The sequence below is a fragment of the Methylobacterium organophilum genome (genome assembly GCF_022179465.1).
Taxonomy (GTDB): domain Bacteria; phylum Pseudomonadota; class Alphaproteobacteria; order Rhizobiales; family Beijerinckiaceae; genus Methylobacterium; species Methylobacterium organophilum.
Window position 1 is genome coordinate 106,972 of the sequence record NZ_BPQV01000002.1, and the last position, 19,291, is coordinate 126,262.

At 66.3% G+C, this 19,291-nt stretch carries 15 protein-coding genes, 3 tRNA genes and 1 pseudogene; 9 read left to right on the plus strand and 10 right to left on the minus strand.

The window, feature by feature from the left end:
- Positions 1–58: 58 nt before the first annotated feature.
- From MFF21_RS03160 to MFF21_RS03175, 4 genes are all read right to left on the minus strand, one after another.
- Entirely contained in the window at positions 59–463 is a 405-nt protein-coding gene (locus tag MFF21_RS03160) for a c-type cytochrome (protein ID WP_238309765.1), read from the minus strand.
- Between the two features lie 528 nt (positions 464–991).
- Complete coding sequence (locus tag MFF21_RS03165) at positions 992–1,231, minus strand: hypothetical protein (protein ID WP_238309766.1); 240 nt, start codon at positions 1,229–1,231, stop codon at positions 992–994.
- 517 nt (positions 1,232–1,748) lie between these two features.
- Positions 1,749–1,973 carry a hypothetical protein gene (locus tag MFF21_RS03170; RefSeq protein ID WP_238309767.1) on the minus strand — a complete coding sequence of 75 codons (225 nt, stop codon included), beginning with the start codon at positions 1,971–1,973 and terminating at the stop codon, positions 1,749–1,751.
- 255 nt (positions 1,974–2,228) lie between these two features.
- Complete coding sequence (locus tag MFF21_RS03175) at positions 2,229–3,152, minus strand: LysR family transcriptional regulator (protein WP_238309768.1); 924 nt, start codon at positions 3,150–3,152, stop codon at positions 2,229–2,231.
- 161 nt (positions 3,153–3,313) lie between these two features.
- Here MFF21_RS03175 and MFF21_RS03180 point away from each other — a divergent pair, with 161 nt between their 5' ends.
- The 6 genes from MFF21_RS03180 (at position 3,314) to dsdA (ending at position 11,204) form a co-directional block, all read left to right on the plus strand.
- Entirely contained in the window at positions 3,314–4,825 is a 1,512-nt protein-coding gene (locus tag MFF21_RS03180) for an ABC transporter substrate-binding protein (RefSeq protein WP_238309769.1), read from the plus strand.
- Between the two features lie 7 nt (positions 4,826–4,832).
- Complete coding sequence (locus tag MFF21_RS03185) at positions 4,833–5,747, plus strand: ABC transporter permease (RefSeq protein ID WP_238309770.1); 915 nt, start codon at positions 4,833–4,835, stop codon at positions 5,745–5,747.
- A 53-nt stretch (positions 5,748–5,800) separates the two neighbouring features.
- Positions 5,801–6,706, plus strand: a complete 906-nt coding sequence (locus MFF21_RS03190) for an ABC transporter permease (RefSeq protein ID WP_238310174.1) — start codon at positions 5,801–5,803, stop codon at positions 6,704–6,706.
- A gap of 47 nt (positions 6,707–6,753) precedes the next feature.
- Entirely contained in the window at positions 6,754–8,172 is a 1,419-nt protein-coding gene (locus MFF21_RS03195) for a M20 family metallopeptidase (RefSeq protein WP_238309771.1), read from the plus strand.
- Between the two features lie 2 nt (positions 8,173–8,174).
- Entirely contained in the window at positions 8,175–9,806 is a 1,632-nt protein-coding gene (locus MFF21_RS03200; protein WP_238309772.1) for an ABC transporter ATP-binding protein, read from the plus strand.
- Between the two features lie 111 nt (positions 9,807–9,917).
- The gene (dsdA, locus tag MFF21_RS03205; RefSeq protein WP_373324927.1) at positions 9,918–11,204 is read left to right on the plus strand and encodes a D-serine ammonia-lyase; all 1,287 of its coding nucleotides are present in this window, start codon (positions 9,918–9,920) and stop codon (positions 11,202–11,204) included.
- Between the two features lie 277 nt (positions 11,205–11,481).
- Here the strand turns inward: dsdA and MFF21_RS03210 are convergent, their stop codons facing one another.
- The gene (locus MFF21_RS03210) at positions 11,482–12,372 is read right to left on the minus strand and encodes a helix-turn-helix transcriptional regulator (protein WP_238309774.1); all 891 of its coding nucleotides are present in this window, start codon (positions 12,370–12,372) and stop codon (positions 11,482–11,484) included.
- 431 nt (positions 12,373–12,803) lie between these two features.
- On the opposite strand from MFF21_RS03210, the gene MFF21_RS03215 reads away from it, so the two are divergent.
- Together MFF21_RS03215 and MFF21_RS03220 are read left to right on the plus strand one after the other, a co-directional pair.
- Positions 12,804–14,282 (plus strand): methyl-accepting chemotaxis protein, encoded by a 1,479-nt coding sequence (locus MFF21_RS03215; RefSeq protein WP_238309775.1) that lies wholly within the window; start codon positions 12,804–12,806, stop codon positions 14,280–14,282.
- 5 nt (positions 14,283–14,287) lie between these two features.
- The gene (locus tag MFF21_RS03220) at positions 14,288–14,671 is read left to right on the plus strand and encodes a hypothetical protein (protein ID WP_238309776.1); all 384 of its coding nucleotides are present in this window, start codon (positions 14,288–14,290) and stop codon (positions 14,669–14,671) included.
- Here the strand turns inward: MFF21_RS03220 and MFF21_RS03225 are convergent.
- From MFF21_RS03225 to MFF21_RS03250, 5 genes and pseudogenes are all read right to left on the minus strand, one after another.
- Positions 14,656–15,601, minus strand: a pseudogene (locus tag MFF21_RS03225) (IS630 family transposase). The gene MFF21_RS03220 and the pseudogene MFF21_RS03225 sit on opposite strands and share 16 nt — an antisense overlap.
- 656 nt (positions 15,602–16,257) lie before the next feature.
- Positions 16,258–16,334: transfer RNA gene (locus MFF21_RS03235), tRNA-Met, on the minus strand.
- A 587-nt stretch (positions 16,335–16,921) separates the two neighbouring features.
- A tRNA-Ala gene (locus tag MFF21_RS03240) sits at positions 16,922–16,997 on the minus strand.
- Positions 16,998–17,030: 33 nt separating this feature from the next.
- A tRNA-Ala gene (locus tag MFF21_RS03245) sits at positions 17,031–17,106 on the minus strand.
- 159 nt (positions 17,107–17,265) lie between these two features.
- Entirely contained in the window at positions 17,266–17,643 is a 378-nt protein-coding gene (locus tag MFF21_RS03250; RefSeq protein WP_238309777.1) for a TIGR02300 family protein, read from the minus strand.
- 297 nt (positions 17,644–17,940) lie between these two features.
- On the opposite strand from MFF21_RS03250, the gene aroA reads away from it, so the two are divergent.
- The gene (aroA, locus tag MFF21_RS03255; RefSeq protein ID WP_238309778.1) at positions 17,941–19,287 is read left to right on the plus strand and encodes a 3-phosphoshikimate 1-carboxyvinyltransferase; all 1,347 of its coding nucleotides are present in this window, start codon (positions 17,941–17,943) and stop codon (positions 19,285–19,287) included.
- The last annotated feature ends 4 nt before the right edge of the window (positions 19,288–19,291 follow it).

The window sequence follows — 19,291 nt, forward strand, 5'->3', positions numbered from 1 at the left end:
TCGCCCGCGCGCTTTCTCCCTCCCCCGCTCCGGCTGCGGCGATCGACCGCCCGGGTCCCTAGCGGGAGGCCGCCTGGAGATAGGCGATGACATCCGCCCGATCGAGTGGGTCGGGCAGGCCCGGAAAGGTCATGCTCGTGCCGGGCGCGAAGGCGGCCGGGGCGGCGAGCCAGAGATCCATCCTGTCCGGCGACCAGACGCCGCCGGCCCGCAGCAGGGAGCCGGTATAGCCGAACCGGGTGCTGCCGCCGCCGACCGGCTTGCCGATGATCCCGAAGAGGTTGGGGCCGTTCCGGTCGCCCGCGCCCTTGCCGATCGTGTGGCAGGCGCCGCATTGGCCGAACAGGCGGCGGCCGCGCCCGGCGCTGGCGACGCGCATCGCATCCTCGAAGCTCGGATGAGGCCCCAGGGCGCGCCGCCGTTCGGCGGCATCGTCCGAGCAGGCCGCCAGGACGAGGAGCATGAGCGGCCCGAAGCGCCGAACGAATCTTCCGCCAAACACGCCGGGCTCCGAACCGTGCCGTTTCAGTTGCCCGCGCCGAGTGGCCCGAGAGGCCACGGCAAAGCAAGGGCCGCACGAAAAAGCGGCCGCCCCGGCGTGACGGCCGCTCATCGCGAAAAGGGGCGCGCCGAGGGCGGCGTCGCCCGGTCCGTGCCGTTAGCCGAAGCTCGCGGGCAGGGCGAGGCTCTGCGCATACAGGGCAAGAGCGGTGGCGGTGCCCAGGAGACCAAGAACGGTGAGGGTGAAACGCGCTTTCAGGCTGGTCATGACTGGCCTCCTTCGTGCCAGATGTTGATTTGCAAGCTCAACGCGGTGTTAAGGCCAAGGTTTCACGGCTCAAGTGTGCCGACGCACCTGGGCCGTGGCCAGATGTCCGCGTATCTCGGGGGGCGAGGCGCCGACGATGCGATGGCGATCCGGCCAGAAACGAACAAGCCCGCCGCGGCGAACCGGGCGGGCCGAAATGGCGCGGCTTGGGACGGTGTTCGCTTACCGGCGGAAGGTGTTCCGCGTGAGCGTCTTCGTCTTGCCACGGCTCCCTTCGCTCTCGTGGCGATACTCCCCATGCAAGGGGCGCTTGCTCGTGACACGTGCCATGGTGTTGAAAAAGTCTTCGAACGCCGAGCGGGCACCGCCATGGACCTGATCGAGAGCGTCGTCGGAAAGAAGAACGGGCTTGGCGCCGATGGTCTGATCGGTGGTCATCGCGGTCATGTCACGGTGGGTCATGGGAAGATCTCCTGATGTCGGTGCGACGTCTTGTTGGCGTCTGTCGTGATTGACACCGGATCGCCCCGGCTTGGCTGTGTTCGGGAGCACGCGGCCACGCTTTGCCGCCGCGGCGATCCACAGGGCACCGGGGCCGCCGAAAGAAGGGCCGTCAGGACACGACTTCGGAGAGGCCGGCCTCCTGAGAACGGTGTGTCGGAGATCACGCGTGGGCGGCATCGGGCGACGGCTTCGGAGCATCGCATCCGAACCTCACGCCCAGGCGGTCGGCAAGGCCGCGACCGGCGTGGCGGAGTGCGGCGAGCGCAACGCGAACTTGGTCGACCTGTCCTTGCGGGCGCGCTCCAGCGCGCGTTGCAGGACTCCATCGCCGCCATCAAGGGCCGGAGCGCTCGCGGTTGAGCGGCCCGATCGGTGCCTGGGCGCGATTTCTGCGGCGGCGATCCGGCCAGAAACGAACAAGCCCGCCGCGGCGAACCGGGCGGGCCAAAATGGCGCGGCTTGGGACGGCGTTCGCTTACCGGCGGAAGTGGCTCTGCGTGACCGTCTTCGTCTTGCCGCGGACCGTCTGGCTCTCCTGATGGTAGCTCACCTGGGTCGCGCCGTTGCCGATGCCGCGCTTGATGTCGTTGAACATGCTGTTGAGGTCTCCGAACGCCGACCCGGCGCCGCCGTTGACCGACTCGAGCTCGTCGTCGTTCAGGCGAACCGGGGCATTCTGCTCAGCGGACTTGGTCGTCATGATCATACCTCTGATGGATGGTCTGAAAAGTCGTTCGCCTTTCAGATGAAAAGACCCTAGCCGTCGGATGTTTCTCTCTTCTTGCTTCGAATGCGCGCAATTTTCATCAATGCGCGGCGGCCGATGACAGCGTTAACGCGCTCTTCGACCGCGCATCATGCTGGGAGAATGAGAGCCAGGGTTGTCGTCCGAACGATCGAAGCACGTGCGGAAGGACGGCTGATCAGGCCGGTGCCGATCGCGGCCCCGCGGCGCTCAGACGCCGTCCTCTGTCGCCAGGCGGCGACTTGACGCCGGCAGCGCGGCGACCAGCGCGTTCAGGAAGGCTTTCACCGCCCGCGGAAGGGGGCGGTCGCGCATGGTCTGGACCTGGATCCCGCGCAGCAGGCTGCTTTTCGTCCGGACCGGGATCTGGATCAGCTCGCCGAGCTGCACCGGGGTCTGCACGGTGAAGGCCGACATCAGGGCGAGGCCCTGCGTGTGACGCACGAAGGGCAGGAGGGAGGACAGCACGTTCGAGGTCAGCACCGGCTCGATCGCGATCCCCTCGGCGGAGCAGGCCGCCTCGAAGACGAGGCGAACCGTGGTGTCGCGGGTGGGCAGCGCCAGCGGAAAGGCGGCGAGATCCGGGAGCTGGATCATCGGCGATCCCGCTAGGGGATGATCCGGCGCGCATACGGCGATCATCTCGACCTGCGCCTCGTAGACTACGGCCACCGGCTGGGTCGAGGCCAGCTTGAAGGTCACGCCGATATCGGCCTCGCCGGCGGCGACCACCTGGGTGACCTGCGCCGGGGGCAGCATCGTCAATTCGAAGCGGAGACCGGGATAGCGGCGATGGAAGTCCGCGATGACCCTCGGCACGAGATCAATGGCGAAGCCCTCCGAGCAGGAAATCCGGATCAGGCCGCGGACGAGGCCCCGCAATTCCTGGATCTCGGTGACGACCTGCTCGGCCCGCTGCAGCACGTGATGGGCGTGCTGGGCCAGGAGCTCCCCGGCCGGGCTCGGCACCATGCCGCGCGGGCGCCGCTCGAACAGCACGCAATCGAGCTCGGCCTCGAGATTGGCGATCTGCCGGCTGATCGCCGAGGCGGCGACGTTGAGTTGGCCCGAGGCGGCGGCGATCGAGCCGGTTCGGGCCACCGCCAGGAAGTAGCGCAGGCTGGTCGTCTGCACGGCCCGGTCATTCCCCCTGCCTTGCCGAAACGGCAACGATGCAATCGCCAAATTCTACTTGCTGCGATTGCTTCTGCACAACACTATAGCACGGTGAAAAAAGCGGCACGGCCGGAATGGAGATTCGGGCGGGGACCGCCGTGCTTCCGAGGCGGATCGACATGCTGAGACAGACGCTCGCAGCCCTGCTGCTCACCGCGACCGCGCTTCCGGCGCTCGCCGGCAAGGCGAACGACACGCTGGTCTACGCCTCGGACAGCGAGCCCGAGAACATCAGCCCCTATCACAACAGCCTGCGCGAGGGCGTCATCCTCGCCCGCAACGTCTGGGACACGCTGATCTACCGCGATCCGGCGACGGGCAGCTACAAGCCGATGCTGGCGACCGGCTGGACCTGGGTCGATCCGGTTACCCTGGACCTGACGATTCGCGAAGGGGTGCTCTTCCACAACGGCGACGCGCTGTCGCCCGAGGACGTGGCCTTCACCGTCAACTACGTCCTCAGCCCCGAGGCCCGGGTCGTGACCAAGGGCAACGTGGACTGGATGAAGGGCGCCGAGGTGACGGGGCCGCACGGCGTCCGCATCCACCTCAAGGCGCCGTTCCCCGCCGCGCTCGAATACCTCGCCGGGCCGATCCCGATCTTCCCGGCCGCCTATTTCAAGAAGGTGGGGCTCGACGGCTTCAGCAAGGCGCCGGTCGGCACCGGCCCTTACCGGATCGTCCGTGTCGAGAACGGCAAGGGCGTGACGATGGAGCGGTTCGAGTCGTACTGGTCCGGCGGCCCGATCGCGAAGCCGAAGATCGGCAAGCTCGAATTCCGCATCATCCCGGACGGCGACAGCCGCATGGCCGAGCTCGTCACCGGCGGCATCGACTGGATCTGGCGCGTGCCGAGCGACCAGGCCGAGCAGCTGAAGACCTCCCCCGGCGTCACGGTGCTCTCGGCCGAGACCATGCGGGTCGGCTTCCTGCAGTTCGACAGCCTCGGCCGCGCCCAGGCGAACTCGCCGCTGAAGGATGCCCGCGTCCGGCAGGCGATCGCCTACGCGATCGACCGCAAGGCCATGGTCGACAACCTCGTCCGCGGCGGCGCGCGGGTGATGAACTCGGTCTGCTTCATCGATCAGTTCGGCTGCACCGATCAGGGCATGCCGCGCTACGGCTACGATCCGGCCAAGGCGAAGGCGCTCCTGAAGGAGGCGGGCTATCCGGACGGGTTCGAGATCGATCTGTCCGCCTATCGCGAGCGGGAATACGCCGAGGCCGTGATCGGGTATCTGCGCGCGGTCGGCATCAAGGTGCGGCTGAACTACCTGCGCTTCGCCGCCTTCCGCGACGCGCTGCGGGCCGGCAAGACCTCGATCGGCTTCCAGACCTGGGGCTCCTTCTCGGTCAACGACGTCTCCGCCTTCACGGGCGTCTATTTCCGCGGCGGCGAGGAGGACCTGACCAAGGATCCGGCCGTGATCGCGGCGCTCCAGGCGGGCGACACCGGCAGCGACCCGGAGGCCCGCAAGGCCAAATACGCCGAGGCGCTGACGCGGATCGCGCAGGAGGCCTACGCCCTGCCGATGTTCTCCTACCCCTCGAACTACGCCTTCACGCAGGACCTGAACTTCACCGCCCAGCCGGACGAGGTGCCGCGCTTCTACGCGGCCTCGTGGAAGTGAGGCGGCCATGCTCGGCTTCGCACTCCGCCGCATCCTGGTCGCGGTCAGCGTCGCGGTGACCGTGTCGGTGGCGAGCTTCATGCTCCTCCACCTCTCGGGCGACCTCGCGACGGCGATCGCCGGCCCCGAGGCCACGAGCGAGCAGATCGCGGCGATCCGCCGGCAATACGGGCTCGACGAGCCGCTGCTCGCGCAGTTCATGGCCTGGGCGGGGCGGGCGCTCCAGCTCGATTTCGGCCATTCCTTCTACTTCCGCGAGCGGGTGACCGACCTCATCGCCGCGCGCCTGCCGGTGACGCTGACGCTCGGCGTCATCGCCCTCGGCGTGGCGCTGGTCGTGGCGATCCCCCTCGGGGTGCTGGCCGCGGTGAAGCGCGACACCTGGATCGATCGGGCGGCGCTCGCCGTCTCCGTGATCGGCCAGGCGATGCCGAGCTTCTGGTTCGGCCTGACCCTGATCATGGTCTTCTCGGTCAATCTGCGCTGGCTGCCGGTCTCGGGGAACGCGACCTGGAAGCACTTCGTGCTGCCGGCGGTGGCGCTCGGCTACTACGCCATGCCCGCCGTGATGCGGCTGACCCGCAACGGCATGCTGGAGGTGCTGGCCTCCGACTACGTGCGCACCGCCCGCGCCAAGGGCCTCCCGCCGCACAAGGTCCTGCTCCGCCACGCCCTGCGCAACGCCGTCATCCCGGTGATCGCGCTCGCCGCCGTGCAGTTCGGCTTCATGCTCGGCGGCTCGATCGTGATCGAGGCGGTGTTCTCGCTCCAGGGCCTCGGCCAGCTCGCCTGGGAATCGATCGCCCGCAACGACTTCCCCGTCGTCCAGGCGATCGTGCTGGTGCTGGCGATGGTCTACATCGCCCTGACGCTGGCCGCCGATCTCCTCAACGCCCTCTTCGATCCGCGCCTGCGCTCATGACGACCCAGCCCGCCTCCCCCATGGCCGCGTCCGGCCGCGCCGCCGCCCCGGAGATGCCGATCCCGGCCGCCCCGGAGAACGCTGCGCCGCTGGCGCCGGCCCGCTCGCCGACGGCGCTCGCGCTCCGGCGCGGCCTCCACCATGGCGGCTTCCTGCTCGGGGCCGGCATCCTCGGCATCATCGTCCTGGCCGCGCTCGCCGCCCCGCTGATCGCGCCCCACGACCCCTATGCCCAGGACGTCGCCCGGCGCCTGATCCCCCCGGTCTGGCAGGCGAAGGGAAGCTGGGAGCACGTGCTCGGCACGGACAAGCTCGGGCGCGACTATCTCAGCCGCCTGATCTATGGCAGCCAGATCTCCCTGCTGATCGGGCTCTCGGCGGCGCTGATCTCCGGCCTCATCGGCACCACGCTCGGGATCGTGGCCGGCTATTTCGGCGGCCGGGTCGACGCGCTGGTGAGCTACGTCGTCACCACGCGCCTCGCCATGCCGGTGGTGCTGGTCGCCCTCGCCATGGCCTCCCTGGTCGGCGGCTCCCTGAAGGTGGTCGTGCTGGTGCTCGGCCTGCTGCTCTGGGACCGCTTCGCCGTCGTCACCCGCGCGGCGACCCGGCAGGTGCGGGGCCAGGACTTCGTGGCCGCCGCCCAGGCCGCGGGCTTCGGCACAGCCCGGATCCTGTTCCAGGAGATCCTGCCCAACATCCTGAACGCGCTGATCGTGGTCGCGACCCTCGAAATGGCGCACGCGATCCTGCTCGAGGCGGCGCTGTCCTTCCTCGGTCTCGGCGTGCAGCCGCCGCTGCCCTCCTGGGGCCTGATGATCGCCGAGGGCAAGCAGTACATGTTCTTCCAGCCCTGGGTGATCACCATCCCGGGGGTGGCGCTCCTCGTTTTGGTGCTGGCCATCAACCTGCTGGGCGATGGCGTGCGCGACATCACCGCGCCCGAAGGCCGGCACTGAAAGCCGGCTCCCCCGACCGTCCCGACCATCAGACCCCACGGAAAGCCATGTCCCGATCCGACGCCGTCGACCTGGCGGAACGGCACTACGACGACGGAACCTTCCTCGCCGCCCTGCAGGACGCGGTCGGCCGTCCCACGGAGAGCCAGGCTCCGGGCCAGCTGCCCCGGCTCCAGGCCTATCTGAGCGACTTCGTGGAGCCGGCGATCGCCCGGCTCGGCTTCGAGAGCCGCATCCTCGACAACCCGGACGGCGTGAACGGCCCCTTCCTGATCGGCAGCCGCCACGAGGGCGACGCACTCCCGACCGTGCTGGTCTATGGTCATGGCGACACCGTGCGGAACTATCCCGAGCAGTGGCGCGCGGGGCTGCATCCGCTGAAGGTCGTCGTCGAGGGCGACCGCTGGTACGGCCGCGGCACCGCCGACAACAAGGGCCAGCACGTCATCAATCTCGGCGCGCTGGAGGCGGTGATGCGGGCCCGCGGCGGCCGGCTCGGCTTCAACGTGAAGCTCCTGATCGAGATGGGCGAGGAGGCCGGTTCGCCCGGGCTGCGCGAGATCTGCCGGCAGGAGGCGGAGACGCTCCGGGCGGATCTCCTCATCGCCTCGGACGGGCCGCGGGTCAGCGCCGAGCGGCCGACCCTGTTCCTCGGCTCCCGCGGCGGCTTCAGCTTCGAACTCGCCGTGAACCTGCGCGAGCGCGGCCACCATTCCGGCAACTGGGGCGGGCTCCTGCGCAATCCCGGCACCGTGCTGGCGAGCGCCATCGCCAGCCTCGTGGACAAGCAGGGCCGGATCCTGGTCGAGGCGCTGCGCCCGCCGCCGATCCCGGAAGGCGTGCGCGCGGCCCTCAGCGACATCGCGGTCGGGACCGATCCCACCGCGCCGGCGATCGACCTGGATTGGGGCGAGCCCGGCCTCACGCCGGCCGAGCGCGTCTTCGCCTGGAACACCCTGGAGGTGCTGGCCTTCACGTGCGGCGATCCCGAAGGGCCGGTCAACGCCGTGCCGCCCTCCGCCAGGGCGACGCTGCAGCTGCGCTTCGTCGTCGGCACCGACTGGGAGAACCTGATCGCCGCCGTCCGGACCCATCTCGACCGGCACGGCTTCCCGATGGTCGAGGTCCGCCGCAGCCCCACCGAGATCTTCCGCGCCACGCGCCTGCCGGTCGAGGATCCGTGGGTGTCCTGGGCGCTCGCCTCCCTCGCGGCGAGCACGGGCAAGCGGCCGGCGCTGCTGCCCAATCTCGGCGGCTCGCTGCCCAACGACGCCTTCTCCGAGATCCTCGGCCTGCCCACCCTCTGGGTGCCGCATTCCTATCCGGCCTGCTCGCAGCACGCCCCCGACGAGCACCTGCTCGGGTCGCAGACCCGCGAGGCTCTCGGGCTGATGGCCGGGCTGTTCTGGGACCTTGGCGCGTCCGGGGCGGACGTGCTCGCCCGCCGCCGCGCAGGAGCGCACTGACCATGACCGAGCCCGTCGTCCGCATCGAGAACCTGACGCTCGCCCTGCCGAAGGGCGCCGACCGGCCGCATGCCGTCGAGGGCCTTTCCCTCGACCTCATGCCCGGCAAGATCCTCTGCGTCGTCGGCGAGTCGGGCTCGGGCAAGTCGATGAGCGCCTATGCGCTGACCGGTCTGCTGCCCCGGTCGCTCAAGATCGCGGGCGGGCGCATCACCTTCGAGGGCCGGGACCTCCTCACCCTCGACGAGCGCGCCTGGCGCGGCCTGCGCGGCCGGCGCATCGCCATGATCTTCCAGGAGCCGATGACGGCCCTGAACCCGGTGATGCGCATCGGCGACCAGATCGCCGAGATGTTCGAGGCGCACGGCCTCCACACGGCCGCGGAGCGGCGCGCCCGCGCGGTGGCGCTCGCCCGCGAGGTCGGCCTGCCGGAGCCCGAGCAGATCGTGCGGGCCTATCCGCACCAGCTCTCCGGCGGCCAGCGCCAGCGGGCGATGATCGCCATGGCGCTGGCGCTGGAACCGACCGTCCTGGTGGCCGACGAGCCGACCACGGCCCTCGACGTCACCACCCAGGCGCAGATCCTCAAGCTGATCCGCGAGCTCCAGCAGCGGCGCGGCATGAGCGTGCTGTTCATCACCCACGATTTCGGCGTGGTGGCCGACATCGCCGACCACGTCGCGGTGCTCCAGCGGGGCAAGCTCGTGGAGAGCGGCACCGCCCGCGCCGTTCTGGAGAATCCGCAAGCCCCCTATACGCGGGCTCTGCTCGCCGCGGTGCCGAGCCTGACGCCCCCGGAGCGCCCGCCCGTCGCGGCGAACCCGGTCGCCCTGTCGGTGATCGGCCTCGGCAAGACCTACACCACCCGCAACGGCTTCTTCGGCAAGCCGCGGGTGGTCGACGCGGTGAAGGAGGTGACCTTCGACCTGCGCCGCGGCGAGACGCTCGGCATCGTCGGCGAGTCGGGCTCGGGCAAGTCCACCACGGCGCGGCTCGCGATCCGCCTCGTCGAGCCGGACCGCGGCACGGTGCGGCTCGGCAGCCTCGATTTCACGGCGCTGGGGCCGAAGGCCCTGCGCGCCGAGCGCCGGCGGATCCAGATGATCTTCCAGGATCCCTTCGCCTCGCTGAACCCCCGCCGCACGGTCGAGCAGATCATCACCGCCGGGCCGATCGCCCACGGCACGCCCGCGCGGCAGGCGCGGGCCCGGGCCCGGGAGCTGCTCGACTTGGTCGGCCTGCCGCCGAGCGCCGCCGAGCGCTACCCGAACGCCTTCTCGGGCGGCCAGCGCCAGCGCATCGGCATCGCCCGGGCGCTCGCGATGGAGCCGGACGTGATCGTCGCCGACGAGGCCGTCTCGGCCCTCGACGTTTCGGTGCAGGCGCAGGTCCTCCGGCTGCTGGAGGACCTGAAGCAGCGCCTCGGCATCGCGATGCTGTTCATCACCCACGACCTGCGCGTGGCCGCGACCATCTGCGACCGGATCGCGGTGATGCATCGCGGCGCCATCGTGGAGGAGGGCCGCACGGCCGCGCTGTTCGCCGCGCCGGAGCATCCCTATACGCGCAGCCTTCTGGCCGCGGCGCCGGGCGGGGGAAGCGTGTTCGCGCAGGCGCGGGAGGCCTGCGCCTGACCCCATGGCGGGGGCGATCTCCCGGCCACGGTTCCTCGCAGGGGTAGGGGCGGCGCGGGAGGCGCGGTATAGGCGCAGCCGACTTGCGAGGATGCGGTGACCCTTCCCCCGATGCCGGCCGCTGGGCCGGAACCCCGCCCGCCCGGGCCTGCGGTGCCCGCGCCCGTCCTGCGGGCGGAGCCGACCGTCTGGTTCAACCCGCGCCGGGGAGAGGCCGCGGCGATCCTGCCGGGCCTCGCCCTCGCTGAGGTCGACATGCGCTCGGCGCAGGCGCGCTGGCGCCGCTTCGATCCCCTCCTGGCCCGGCTGTTCGACGGGCTCGAGGACGGGCGGATCGACTCGCCCCTCATTCCCCTCCCGCCGGAGACGGCCCGCAGCATCCTGCACGGCGCACCCGGCGCGGTCTGGGTCAAGGCGGATCACGACCTGCCGGTCACCGGCTGCATCAAGGCGCGCGGCGGCGTCTACGAGGTGCTGGCCCATGCCGAGGCGCTCGCCGGGACAGCCGGCCTGCTGCGCCCCGGCCTCTCCTATGCGGATTTCGCGACGGAGCCCTTCCGCGCCCTCTTCGCGGGGCACACGATCGCTGTCGGCAGCACGGGCAATCTCGGCTTCAGCGTCGGCGTGATGGGACGCGCGCTCGGCTTCGCGGTCGAGGTGCACATGTCCCACGACGCCAAGGACTGGAAGAAGCGGCGCCTTCGCGCGCTCGGGGCCCGCGTCGTCGAGCATCCGGGGGATTACGGGCTCGCGGTGGCGACGGCGCGGGCGGCCTTCCGCGGCCGGAGCGACGCGCATTTCGTCGATGACGAGGATTCGGTCGACCTGTTCCTGGGCTATGCCGCGGCGGCCCTCGACCTGCAGAAGCAGCTCGCGGCGGCGGGAATCGTGGTCGACGCGGCGCATCCGCTCTTCGTCTATCTGCCCTGCGGCGTGGGCGGGGCGCCGGGCGGCGTGGCCTTCGGACTGAAGCTGCTGTTCGGCGACGCGGTGCGGCCGGTCTTCGTCGAGCCGGTGGCCGCCCCCTGCATGCTGGTCCAGCTCGCCTCCGGGCTGGATCGCCCCGTCAGCGTCTACGATGTCGGCCTCGACAATCGCACCGCCGCGGACGGGCTGGCCGTGGCCAGCGCCTCCCTGCTCGTGGCGCGGACCGTGGGGGGCCTGATCGAGGCGGTCGTGACCGTGACCGACGACGCGCTGTTCGGCTGGCTCAAGGCGCTCTGGACCGGCGCGGGCCTGCGCCTCGAACCCTCCGCGGCCGCGGGCTTCGCCGCCGCCGGCCGGTTCGTCGCCGCGGCGGGCGCGCCGGATCCGGCCCGGGCCACCCACGTGATCTGGACGACGGGAGGCGCCCACCTCCCGGAGGCCGAATTCGAAGCCGCCCTCGCCCGCGGCTGACGCCCGCTTTCAGAAGCGACGGCGGTGCCGAGCCGGCCGCCATGGGCCGCATTGCTGTCTCTCCGCCGCCTGCGCCCGCACGAACCGGCGGACGCCAGGAGCCGCCATAGGAGCCCCGGTGGTTGATCCGAAGGACGCGTCGACTCGAAATGTCATCGTTGCCATCAGAGAGAGCATCCGCGGTGCGTCAACTGCAGCTTGACAGCTCAGGCTCATCTTGTGGGCGGATCCCTCATAAGGAGAGTAGATCAACGCATGAAAAAATCAAATTATTAAATTATATTATTATTTTACTAGAATTGCGGAATGTCTTCTGAGGGGAGGTTTCCAAGAAAAGATTTGTACGCTTGAGAGAACGCACTAGGATCCTTATATCAGCCATCAATGCAATTGTCTTTATTTCATAAATACCAAGTTTTATCTGATCTCTTGCCCATTCAAGGGCAATTTTCCGAGAATAAAGCCCTGGAGACTGTCCGAATATTTCTTTAAATCCTTCATTTAACAAATTTTTATTCAAGCCAGATCTCCGGCATATTTCTTCTATGTTGGGAGGGTTCCCGATTTCTTGACGAAAAATATCCGCGGCAATCTCGATTTTTTGCTTCATGATCTGATCTTTGGAATAACTAGACATAAGATTTGGCTTGCCGCGCGCGACACTCAAGGCATGAACAAGCTCGCAGACGAGTTCTTCTACTTTTGATTTAAAAAAATTATCTTTTAATTTTCCAGTCATGTCCGTTTTTTGCAGCATTTCTATGGATAGAATGCTGCGCTGCGGAAGCGCGATCTTGAAAGCGCTTGTCGGCGAATTTGGATTGAAAAGATGTCTTTTAAACGAGGGGGGCAACCAATCAGGGTCTAATCCATAGTGATCGACTAAGGCCATTGGCTCTATAAGAAAATTTATTCCTTTAATGTGCATGCCTTGCGGCGCTATCAGGCTTACACATTCTTTGCCCTTGATAACAAGCGCCTCTCCACAAGTCATGGATTGTATGCCGTATAGATGATTGAACTTATGGGATTCACGTAGATAGAAGCTTATCCGTATCAATCCCCCATAGTAACCATTTAATTTGATTGATTTGTGGAATAAGGTGTCAATGTGAAAATAATATCCGACGCCATAATGATCTAATCCAAATGTTTTATTTTCAGACAATGATCTGATTCCTCCAATATCGCTGTGATAGAAATAAACTTTCCTCGTTGATCTCAGATCAATGCATAAATCATCGAAAAAACATCAGACTTAATTGGCCTGTATCTTGCCATAATAAGCTCCATTTTATCTGATGGATTTCTTATAGACTGAAATATTAGAATTGATAGTGAATTTATTGCGCCTCTAAATCAAATCTAATTGAATCATCAGCGGCTGGTCTCTTGAGTGGCCGAACCGGCAGATTGTCACAAACTGCATGCCCGGCGTCACACCTGGAAAATCTCCCATTGAGAATATGAATATAAGCAGTATTCTGCCCGGTTTGATTTGATAGTATGCTGTATAAATATTTGTTATTTTCTTGAGTTAATACAATATTAATCATTATCTTGCAACGTCTACAGAATTGAAGTCGAGAGGCACATGATATGTTCCGGATCATCAGCAGCAACCGCGAGGGGATTCAAGGGACGATCACGCTGGATGCCCTGCGCACCAATGTGATGGTTGCCGATGCAGGCTTGAATATTACTTATATAAATCCGTCGCTTAAATCGTTCATGAAAGAAGCTGAGCAGGATCTCAAAGCCGAGCTTCCCCGATTTAGTCTGGAGACTCTGATCGGCAGCAATATCGATATTTTTCATAAAGACCCAGGCCATCAGCGCAGATTGCTTTCTGCTCTTGTGAAACCGCACTCGGCGACCATCCGCGTTGGACCACGGGTCTTCGATCTCCTCGTTACCCCTCTCATGGACGGGATGAAGTCGATTGGCTTCGTCGTCGAGTGGAGCGATGCCAGAGAACGTCTGCTGAATCTTGACTATAATGCGCAGATTGCCGCCATAGGCCGCTCCCAGGCGGTGATCGAATTTGCTCCGGACGGTCACATCCTGACCGCCAATAATATTTTTACTGATTTGATGGGCTACAAAATCGAGGAAATATCCGGAAAACATCATAGTTTTTTTGTTGAACACGAGCAAATCTCAAGCAATGATTACTCAAAATTTTGGGATAATCTCCGTTCTGGCCAGTTTCAGGCCGGAAAGTTCAAGATGATTACTAAGATTGGCAATGCGGTATGGCTCGATGGGTCTTACAACCCAATTTTTGATCGATATGGTAAGGTATCAAAGGTCGTAAAATTTGCATCGGATGCCACATCTCAGGTCAAGCTGTTCGCGGATCTGAAGACGCTGATCGATAAAAACTTCTCCGATGTCGATGCGGCGGTCTCGGTGTCTTTATCGGGGGTTCAACAAACGCGTCAGGCCGCCGCGCAGGCCTCTGACAGCGTGCAGACTGTAGCGGCTGCGGCCGAGCAGCTGGCCTCATCGATCAACGAAATTTCTGCGAGCATGACCAAGGCTCGCCAGATCAGTGACGACGCTCATTCGCAAGTCTCTGTTGCTGGAGATTTGACGCGTAAACTGACTGAAACCGCAAATGCAATGACGAGCGTTGTGGATGTGATCAATTCGATTGCGGGCCAGATCAACCTCCTTGCCCTGAACGCCACGATCGAGGCTGCGCGTGCTGGGCCTGCCGGCCGCGGTTTTGCTGTCGTGGCCGCTGAAGTCAAGAATCTCGCCGCTCAAGCGAGCCGCGCCACAGACCAAATCGCGAGTCAGATTAGCAATATACAAGGCGTATCGGGTGGGGTTGCGAATAATCTGTCTGAAGTATTGCATTCTGTCGAGACGATGCGGATGCATGTCTTGGGAACTGCGTCTGCTGTCGAGGAGCAAAGTGTCGTCACGCGCGACATGTCTGTGACGATGCAAGATGCGGCAGATCGCGTCCAGGTCATTACAAGGAGTTCTCAGGAAATATCTCAATCCGTCGATCGGGTTTCGCAGGCCGTCGAGGCCACCAAATCCGCTGCAATTGTACTGTCACGGTGAATGAGATGACGAACATTCACGTGATTTTGCCGAAAAATGAAGAAGATGTGCAAAGACAGATAGACATTATCTCCTACGCATTGCGTGAAGGATTTGATCTGGGGTCTAGGAGGGATCACATACGCGCACTCAGCATTTCTCTCCATGGCATGCTGTTGGATCTGATCAAAATGATCGGTCAAGACACTAACCGCGCATTGTACACATGTAGTTTAAATGGAAAGCGCTCTCTGGAGCAGCTTCTGATTGCCTATCTGCAAAATATCGAAAATATCATAGGTCTGGCGGACGATAGTCAGAGCAGGCTCGAAGCGAATTTGAATCTAAAGCTGTCTGGCGATCGAGGCGATCAGAGTTCTAGAGCGGCATCTGATCAGGTTGCATCGTAGCCAGCGGCGGCGAGGTAGGCTCGGCACTCGGCTGGCGCGAAGCGGGTCAGGCTGCGTCGGATGGCGTCCCAGAGGTCCGGGATGGTCCGCGCCGCCGCGCTGCGCAGCAGCGCCTTCAGCTTGGCGAAGGCCATCTCGATCGGGTTGAAGTCGGGGCTGTAGGCCGGGCGGTAGAGCAGCCGGGCTCCCACGGCCTCGATGCGTCGCGGACGCCGCTGACCTTGTGGGCCGGCAGGTTGTCGAGCACGACGGTGTCGCCGGCCTTGAGGGTTGGGGCGAGCACGTCGGCCACATAGGTGCGGAAGGCCTGCCCGTTCATCGCACCGTCGAGCAGCCACGGTGCGATGATGCCGTTGCTGCGCAAGGCCGCCGTGACGGTGGTGGTCTTCCAGTGGCCCTGAGGCACGCTCATCCGACAGCGCTCGCCGCGGGGCGCACGTCCGTAGCGGCGGGCCATGGCAGTGTTGGCGGCCGTCTCGTCAATGAACACGAGGCCATCCGGATCGAAGTCGAGCTGGCCCTCGAACCACGCCTCGCGCGCCGCCCTCACATCCGGCCGGTCCTGCTTGGCGGCGTGGCCCGTGTTTTTTTTCGCGAGATGCCATGGCGCTTGAAGAAGCGCGAGAGGCTGCTCTGGGCCACGCTGACGCCGCGCTCGGCCAGGGCCGCACGGAGTTCATGCAGGTAGATGCCGGGCTGCGCCTCGTAGAGCGACAGGATCAGGTCGGCCTGCGTCTCAATCCGGTGCGAGCGTCGATCGCCGCCCATCGGCTTGGGCGCGACGTGGCCCGCCCGGGCGCAGTGCCCGCACCAGCGGCTGGCGCTCGCCAGACTGACCCCGAAGCGTTCAGCCGCCTGATGCCGGGACGCCCCAGCCTCGACGGCATGGACCACGCGCTCTCGCAGATCGACGGACAAGGCTGAGGACATCGGCACTCTCCTTCACCGACCAACCTCATCACCCTGCCAGTCGTGTCAGCCCGCTCGGATGCCGCTCTAAGTGATGGCCGACCACGGTCGGGATGAACCCGATGGCCCGCTCGCGCTCGATCAGTCCGAGCAATTCGGTCTTCCGGGCGGGAGAGGTCTGGCGGCAGGAAACGAGGTGCGCGCCACGTTCAAAGCTGAAGCCGTTGCAATCACCGGCGGTGTCCCCGCCGCGGGGAGCGCGAGGACAATTTTGGGGCCTGGTTCCAAAGTCAATGCAGGGTCAGGATCACTGGGGCGTGATGCCCGTCTATAGGGCTATCGTCGCGTGTCGCGCGCCCGGCGGCCGCTCAAGGGCGGGCATCGGGATTGCCCGTCATCCCGCCGCCGCCTCCTTGCCCTCCATCAGACGCAGAGTGCGGCGCAGGGGCTGTGGTGGGTGGCCGAAAGCGCGTCGCATGCGGTCGCGGTCGGTAAAGCTGAACCGGCAGTCGAAGCAGCGGATCTCAGGAGTTGGCTGAATGGCGTGCAGGCGTTGATCGAAGACCTGACCATTCTACCGGATGGGCCTGTAGCAGGCTTTGCGATCTAAGCCTGTGAACGCCTCATCGAACGGGCTGGTATCTCAGAGCCGCTGCGGATCGATAGTGGGGTTGAAGTGGTAGCGAGGGAGGGATTTGAACCCCCGACACAAGGATTATGATTCCTCTGCTCTAACCAGCTGAGCTACCCCGCCACACGCGGGCATCGGCTTGCGCCGGGATGCCGTTGCGGGGCGGGGTATAGGGAGAAGGGCGCGGCCGTGTCAACGGAATCCCGCGGCGCGCGCGGAAGAATCCCGCATGGACGATCGGAGGGGCCTCGTCCCGGTTGCGGAGGGGGAGAACCGGGTTGGCCGATCGGGTGGCGGGCGGCCGGCCGCTTATGGGAACGTGGATCCTGGGCTTGCGGATCCTCGCCCCGGAGCATGTGGGTGGCTCCGCCTGGTCTCGGCAGGCCGTTGCCCTGCTGCCCGCGTGAAAGGTTTCCTTCTGGCGTCCGTCGCCCTCGCCGGCCAAGGGCCGGTCGGGCTCGGCCCATGCCCGTCCGGTCCGGCTGTCCGGACGGGTCGCGCCGCGGCATCGGCCGTCGTCCCGGGCCGAAATGGGGGCGTGCGCCGCGGCACCGGCACGGATGGCGGCGCTGGGCGCAGCGGTAGGGCCGGGGGGCTTGTGCGAGGCGAACGCTTTGCCCGGCTCCAGCGGAGAGACGGACGTCGCAGGGATCGGGCCCGGCGCGTCGGAGCTTTGTGCAGTGTCGGCGGGATCAGGAGCGGGGCGTCGTTGGTGGAGCTAAGCGGGATCGAACCGCTGACCTCCTGCATGCCATGCAGGCGCTCTCCCAGCTGAGCTATAGCCCCACGGTCAACACGACGTGGTCACGTAGATGAGTATGGTGGAGCTAAGCGGGATCGAACCGCTGACCTCCTGCATGCCATGCAGGCGCTCTCCCAGCTGAGCTATAGCCCCACTCTCAACACCCCGGCGGCTGGTCGGCGCGGGGTGGTCGATACGCCGGCGGGGCGTCCCGTCGGCGTGAGCGGCTCTATAAGCGGGCGGCGGATCGGACTCAAGCCCCGAACCACATCCGCCCGTCGTTTTTTAGCCGGCGGACTTGGGCGGCGGGCTTCAGCCCTCTTCGTCGCCGTCGCCCTCGTTGTCGATCAGGTCGGAGACGTCGTCGTCGCCGTCCTCTTCCTCGAGGAACGTGTCGTCGTCGCCGCCGGCATCGGTGCCGCCTTCCTCGTCGTCCACGTTGATATCGTCCACGTCGTCCTCGGAGGCTTCGACCTCATCGAGGGAGACCATGTCCGGGCCGGCCTTCTCCTCGTCCTCGTCATCCTCCTGCGTGGCGCGGGCGGCGACGGGGGCGGCGACGCGGCTGCTGGCGGCGACCTGGTAGATGGTTCCGCATTTGGGGCACACGGCGGGATCGCGGTCGAGGTCGTAGAACTTGGCGCCGCAGCTCATGCATTGACGCTTCAAGCCGAGTTCCGGTCTTGCCACGGGCGGTAACCTCAAGAAAACGGGGGGAAAGCGGCCGGTTAGTCGGCCCTGGCGGCCATGTCAAATACTGTCGGCCGCGCTCGAATCCGGGGGATGCCGGACGCCGCACGCTCGGGCTCCGGCGGGGCGTTTCGCGCAGCGCTCCGAAAGGGCCGCTGCGGGGCCGCCGCGGATGACGCGGCGGCGAGGCCGTGGTAACCGCCGCCATCCCCTCCCGAAGCCATGCCACGCCACCCGCGGCGCGGCCGCGGTGCGGGAGCCATGAAGACGAATCGCCTCCCAGGCGCAGGAAGCCCCGTGTCCCACGCCCCCGCCCAATCCCTCACCGCCGCGCCGGGCCACCCCTTGCGGGGATCGCTGCGCCCGCCGGGCGACAAGTCGATCTCCCACCGGGCGATGATCCTCGGCCTGCTCGCCATCGGCGAGACCCGCGTCGAGGGCCTTCTCGAAGGGGACGACGTGCTGCGCACCGCCGCCGCGGCCAAGGCGCTCGGCGCCACGGTGGAGCGCCTGGGCGAGGGGCGCTGGCGGGTGGCCGGCGTCGGCATCGGCGGCCTGTCCGATCCGGCGGAGGTGCTCGATTTCGGCAATGCCGGCACCGGCTCGCGGCTGATGATGGGCGTGGTCGGCGGCCAGCCGGTCACCGCGACCTTCGACGGGGACGCCTCCCTGCGCAAGCGGCCGATGCGGCGCATCCTCGACCCGATCCTGCGCATGGGCGCGCAGGTGGTGAGCGAGGCCGAGGGCGGGCGCGTGCCGCTGACCCTGCGCGGGCCCCGCGAGGCGATCCCGATCACCTACGAATCGCCGGTGGCCTCGGCCCAGATCAAGTCGGCCGTGCTGCTCGCCGGCCTCAACGCCCCGGGCACCACCACCCTGATCGAGGCCGCGGCCTCGCGCGACCACACCGAGCGGATGCTGCGCCTGTTCGGCGCTACGGTGGCGGTGACGCCCCACGGCCCCGGCGGCCACGGCCGCTCGATCGCGCTCACCGGCCAGCCCACCCTGCGCGGCACCGCGGTGGTGGTGCCGGCCGACCCGTCCTCCGCCGCCTTCCCGCTGGTGGCCGCCCTGATCGTGCCCGGCTCCGAGGTGACGATCGAGGGCGTGATGATGAACCCCCTGCGCACCGGGCTGATCACCACCCTGATCGAGATGGGCGGCGAGATCGAGCGCCTCAACGAGCGCGAGGAGGGCGGTGAGACCGTGGCCGACCTGCGGGTGCGCGCGAGCCGCCTCAAGGGCGTCGACGTGCCCGCCGAGCGGGCGCCGTCCATGATCGATGAATATCCGATCCTCGCCGTGGCCGCCGCCTTCGCCGAGGGCGAGACGCGGATGAACGGCCTGCACGAGTTGCGGGTGAAGGAATCCGACCGCCTCGCGGCGGTGGCCGCGGGGCTCGCCGCCAACGGCGTGCGCCACGCCATCGCCGGCGACGACCTGATCGTGACCGGCGACGGCACCGCGCCGCGGGGCGGCGGCACCGTCGAGACGCATCTCGACCACCGCATCGCCATGTCGTTCCTGGTGATGGGGCTCGCCGCGCGCGACGCGGTCACCGTCGACGACGGGGCCATGATCGCCACGAGCTTCCCCTCGTTCCGGCCGACCATGCAGGCGCTCGGCGCCGCGATCGGGGGCTGAGCCG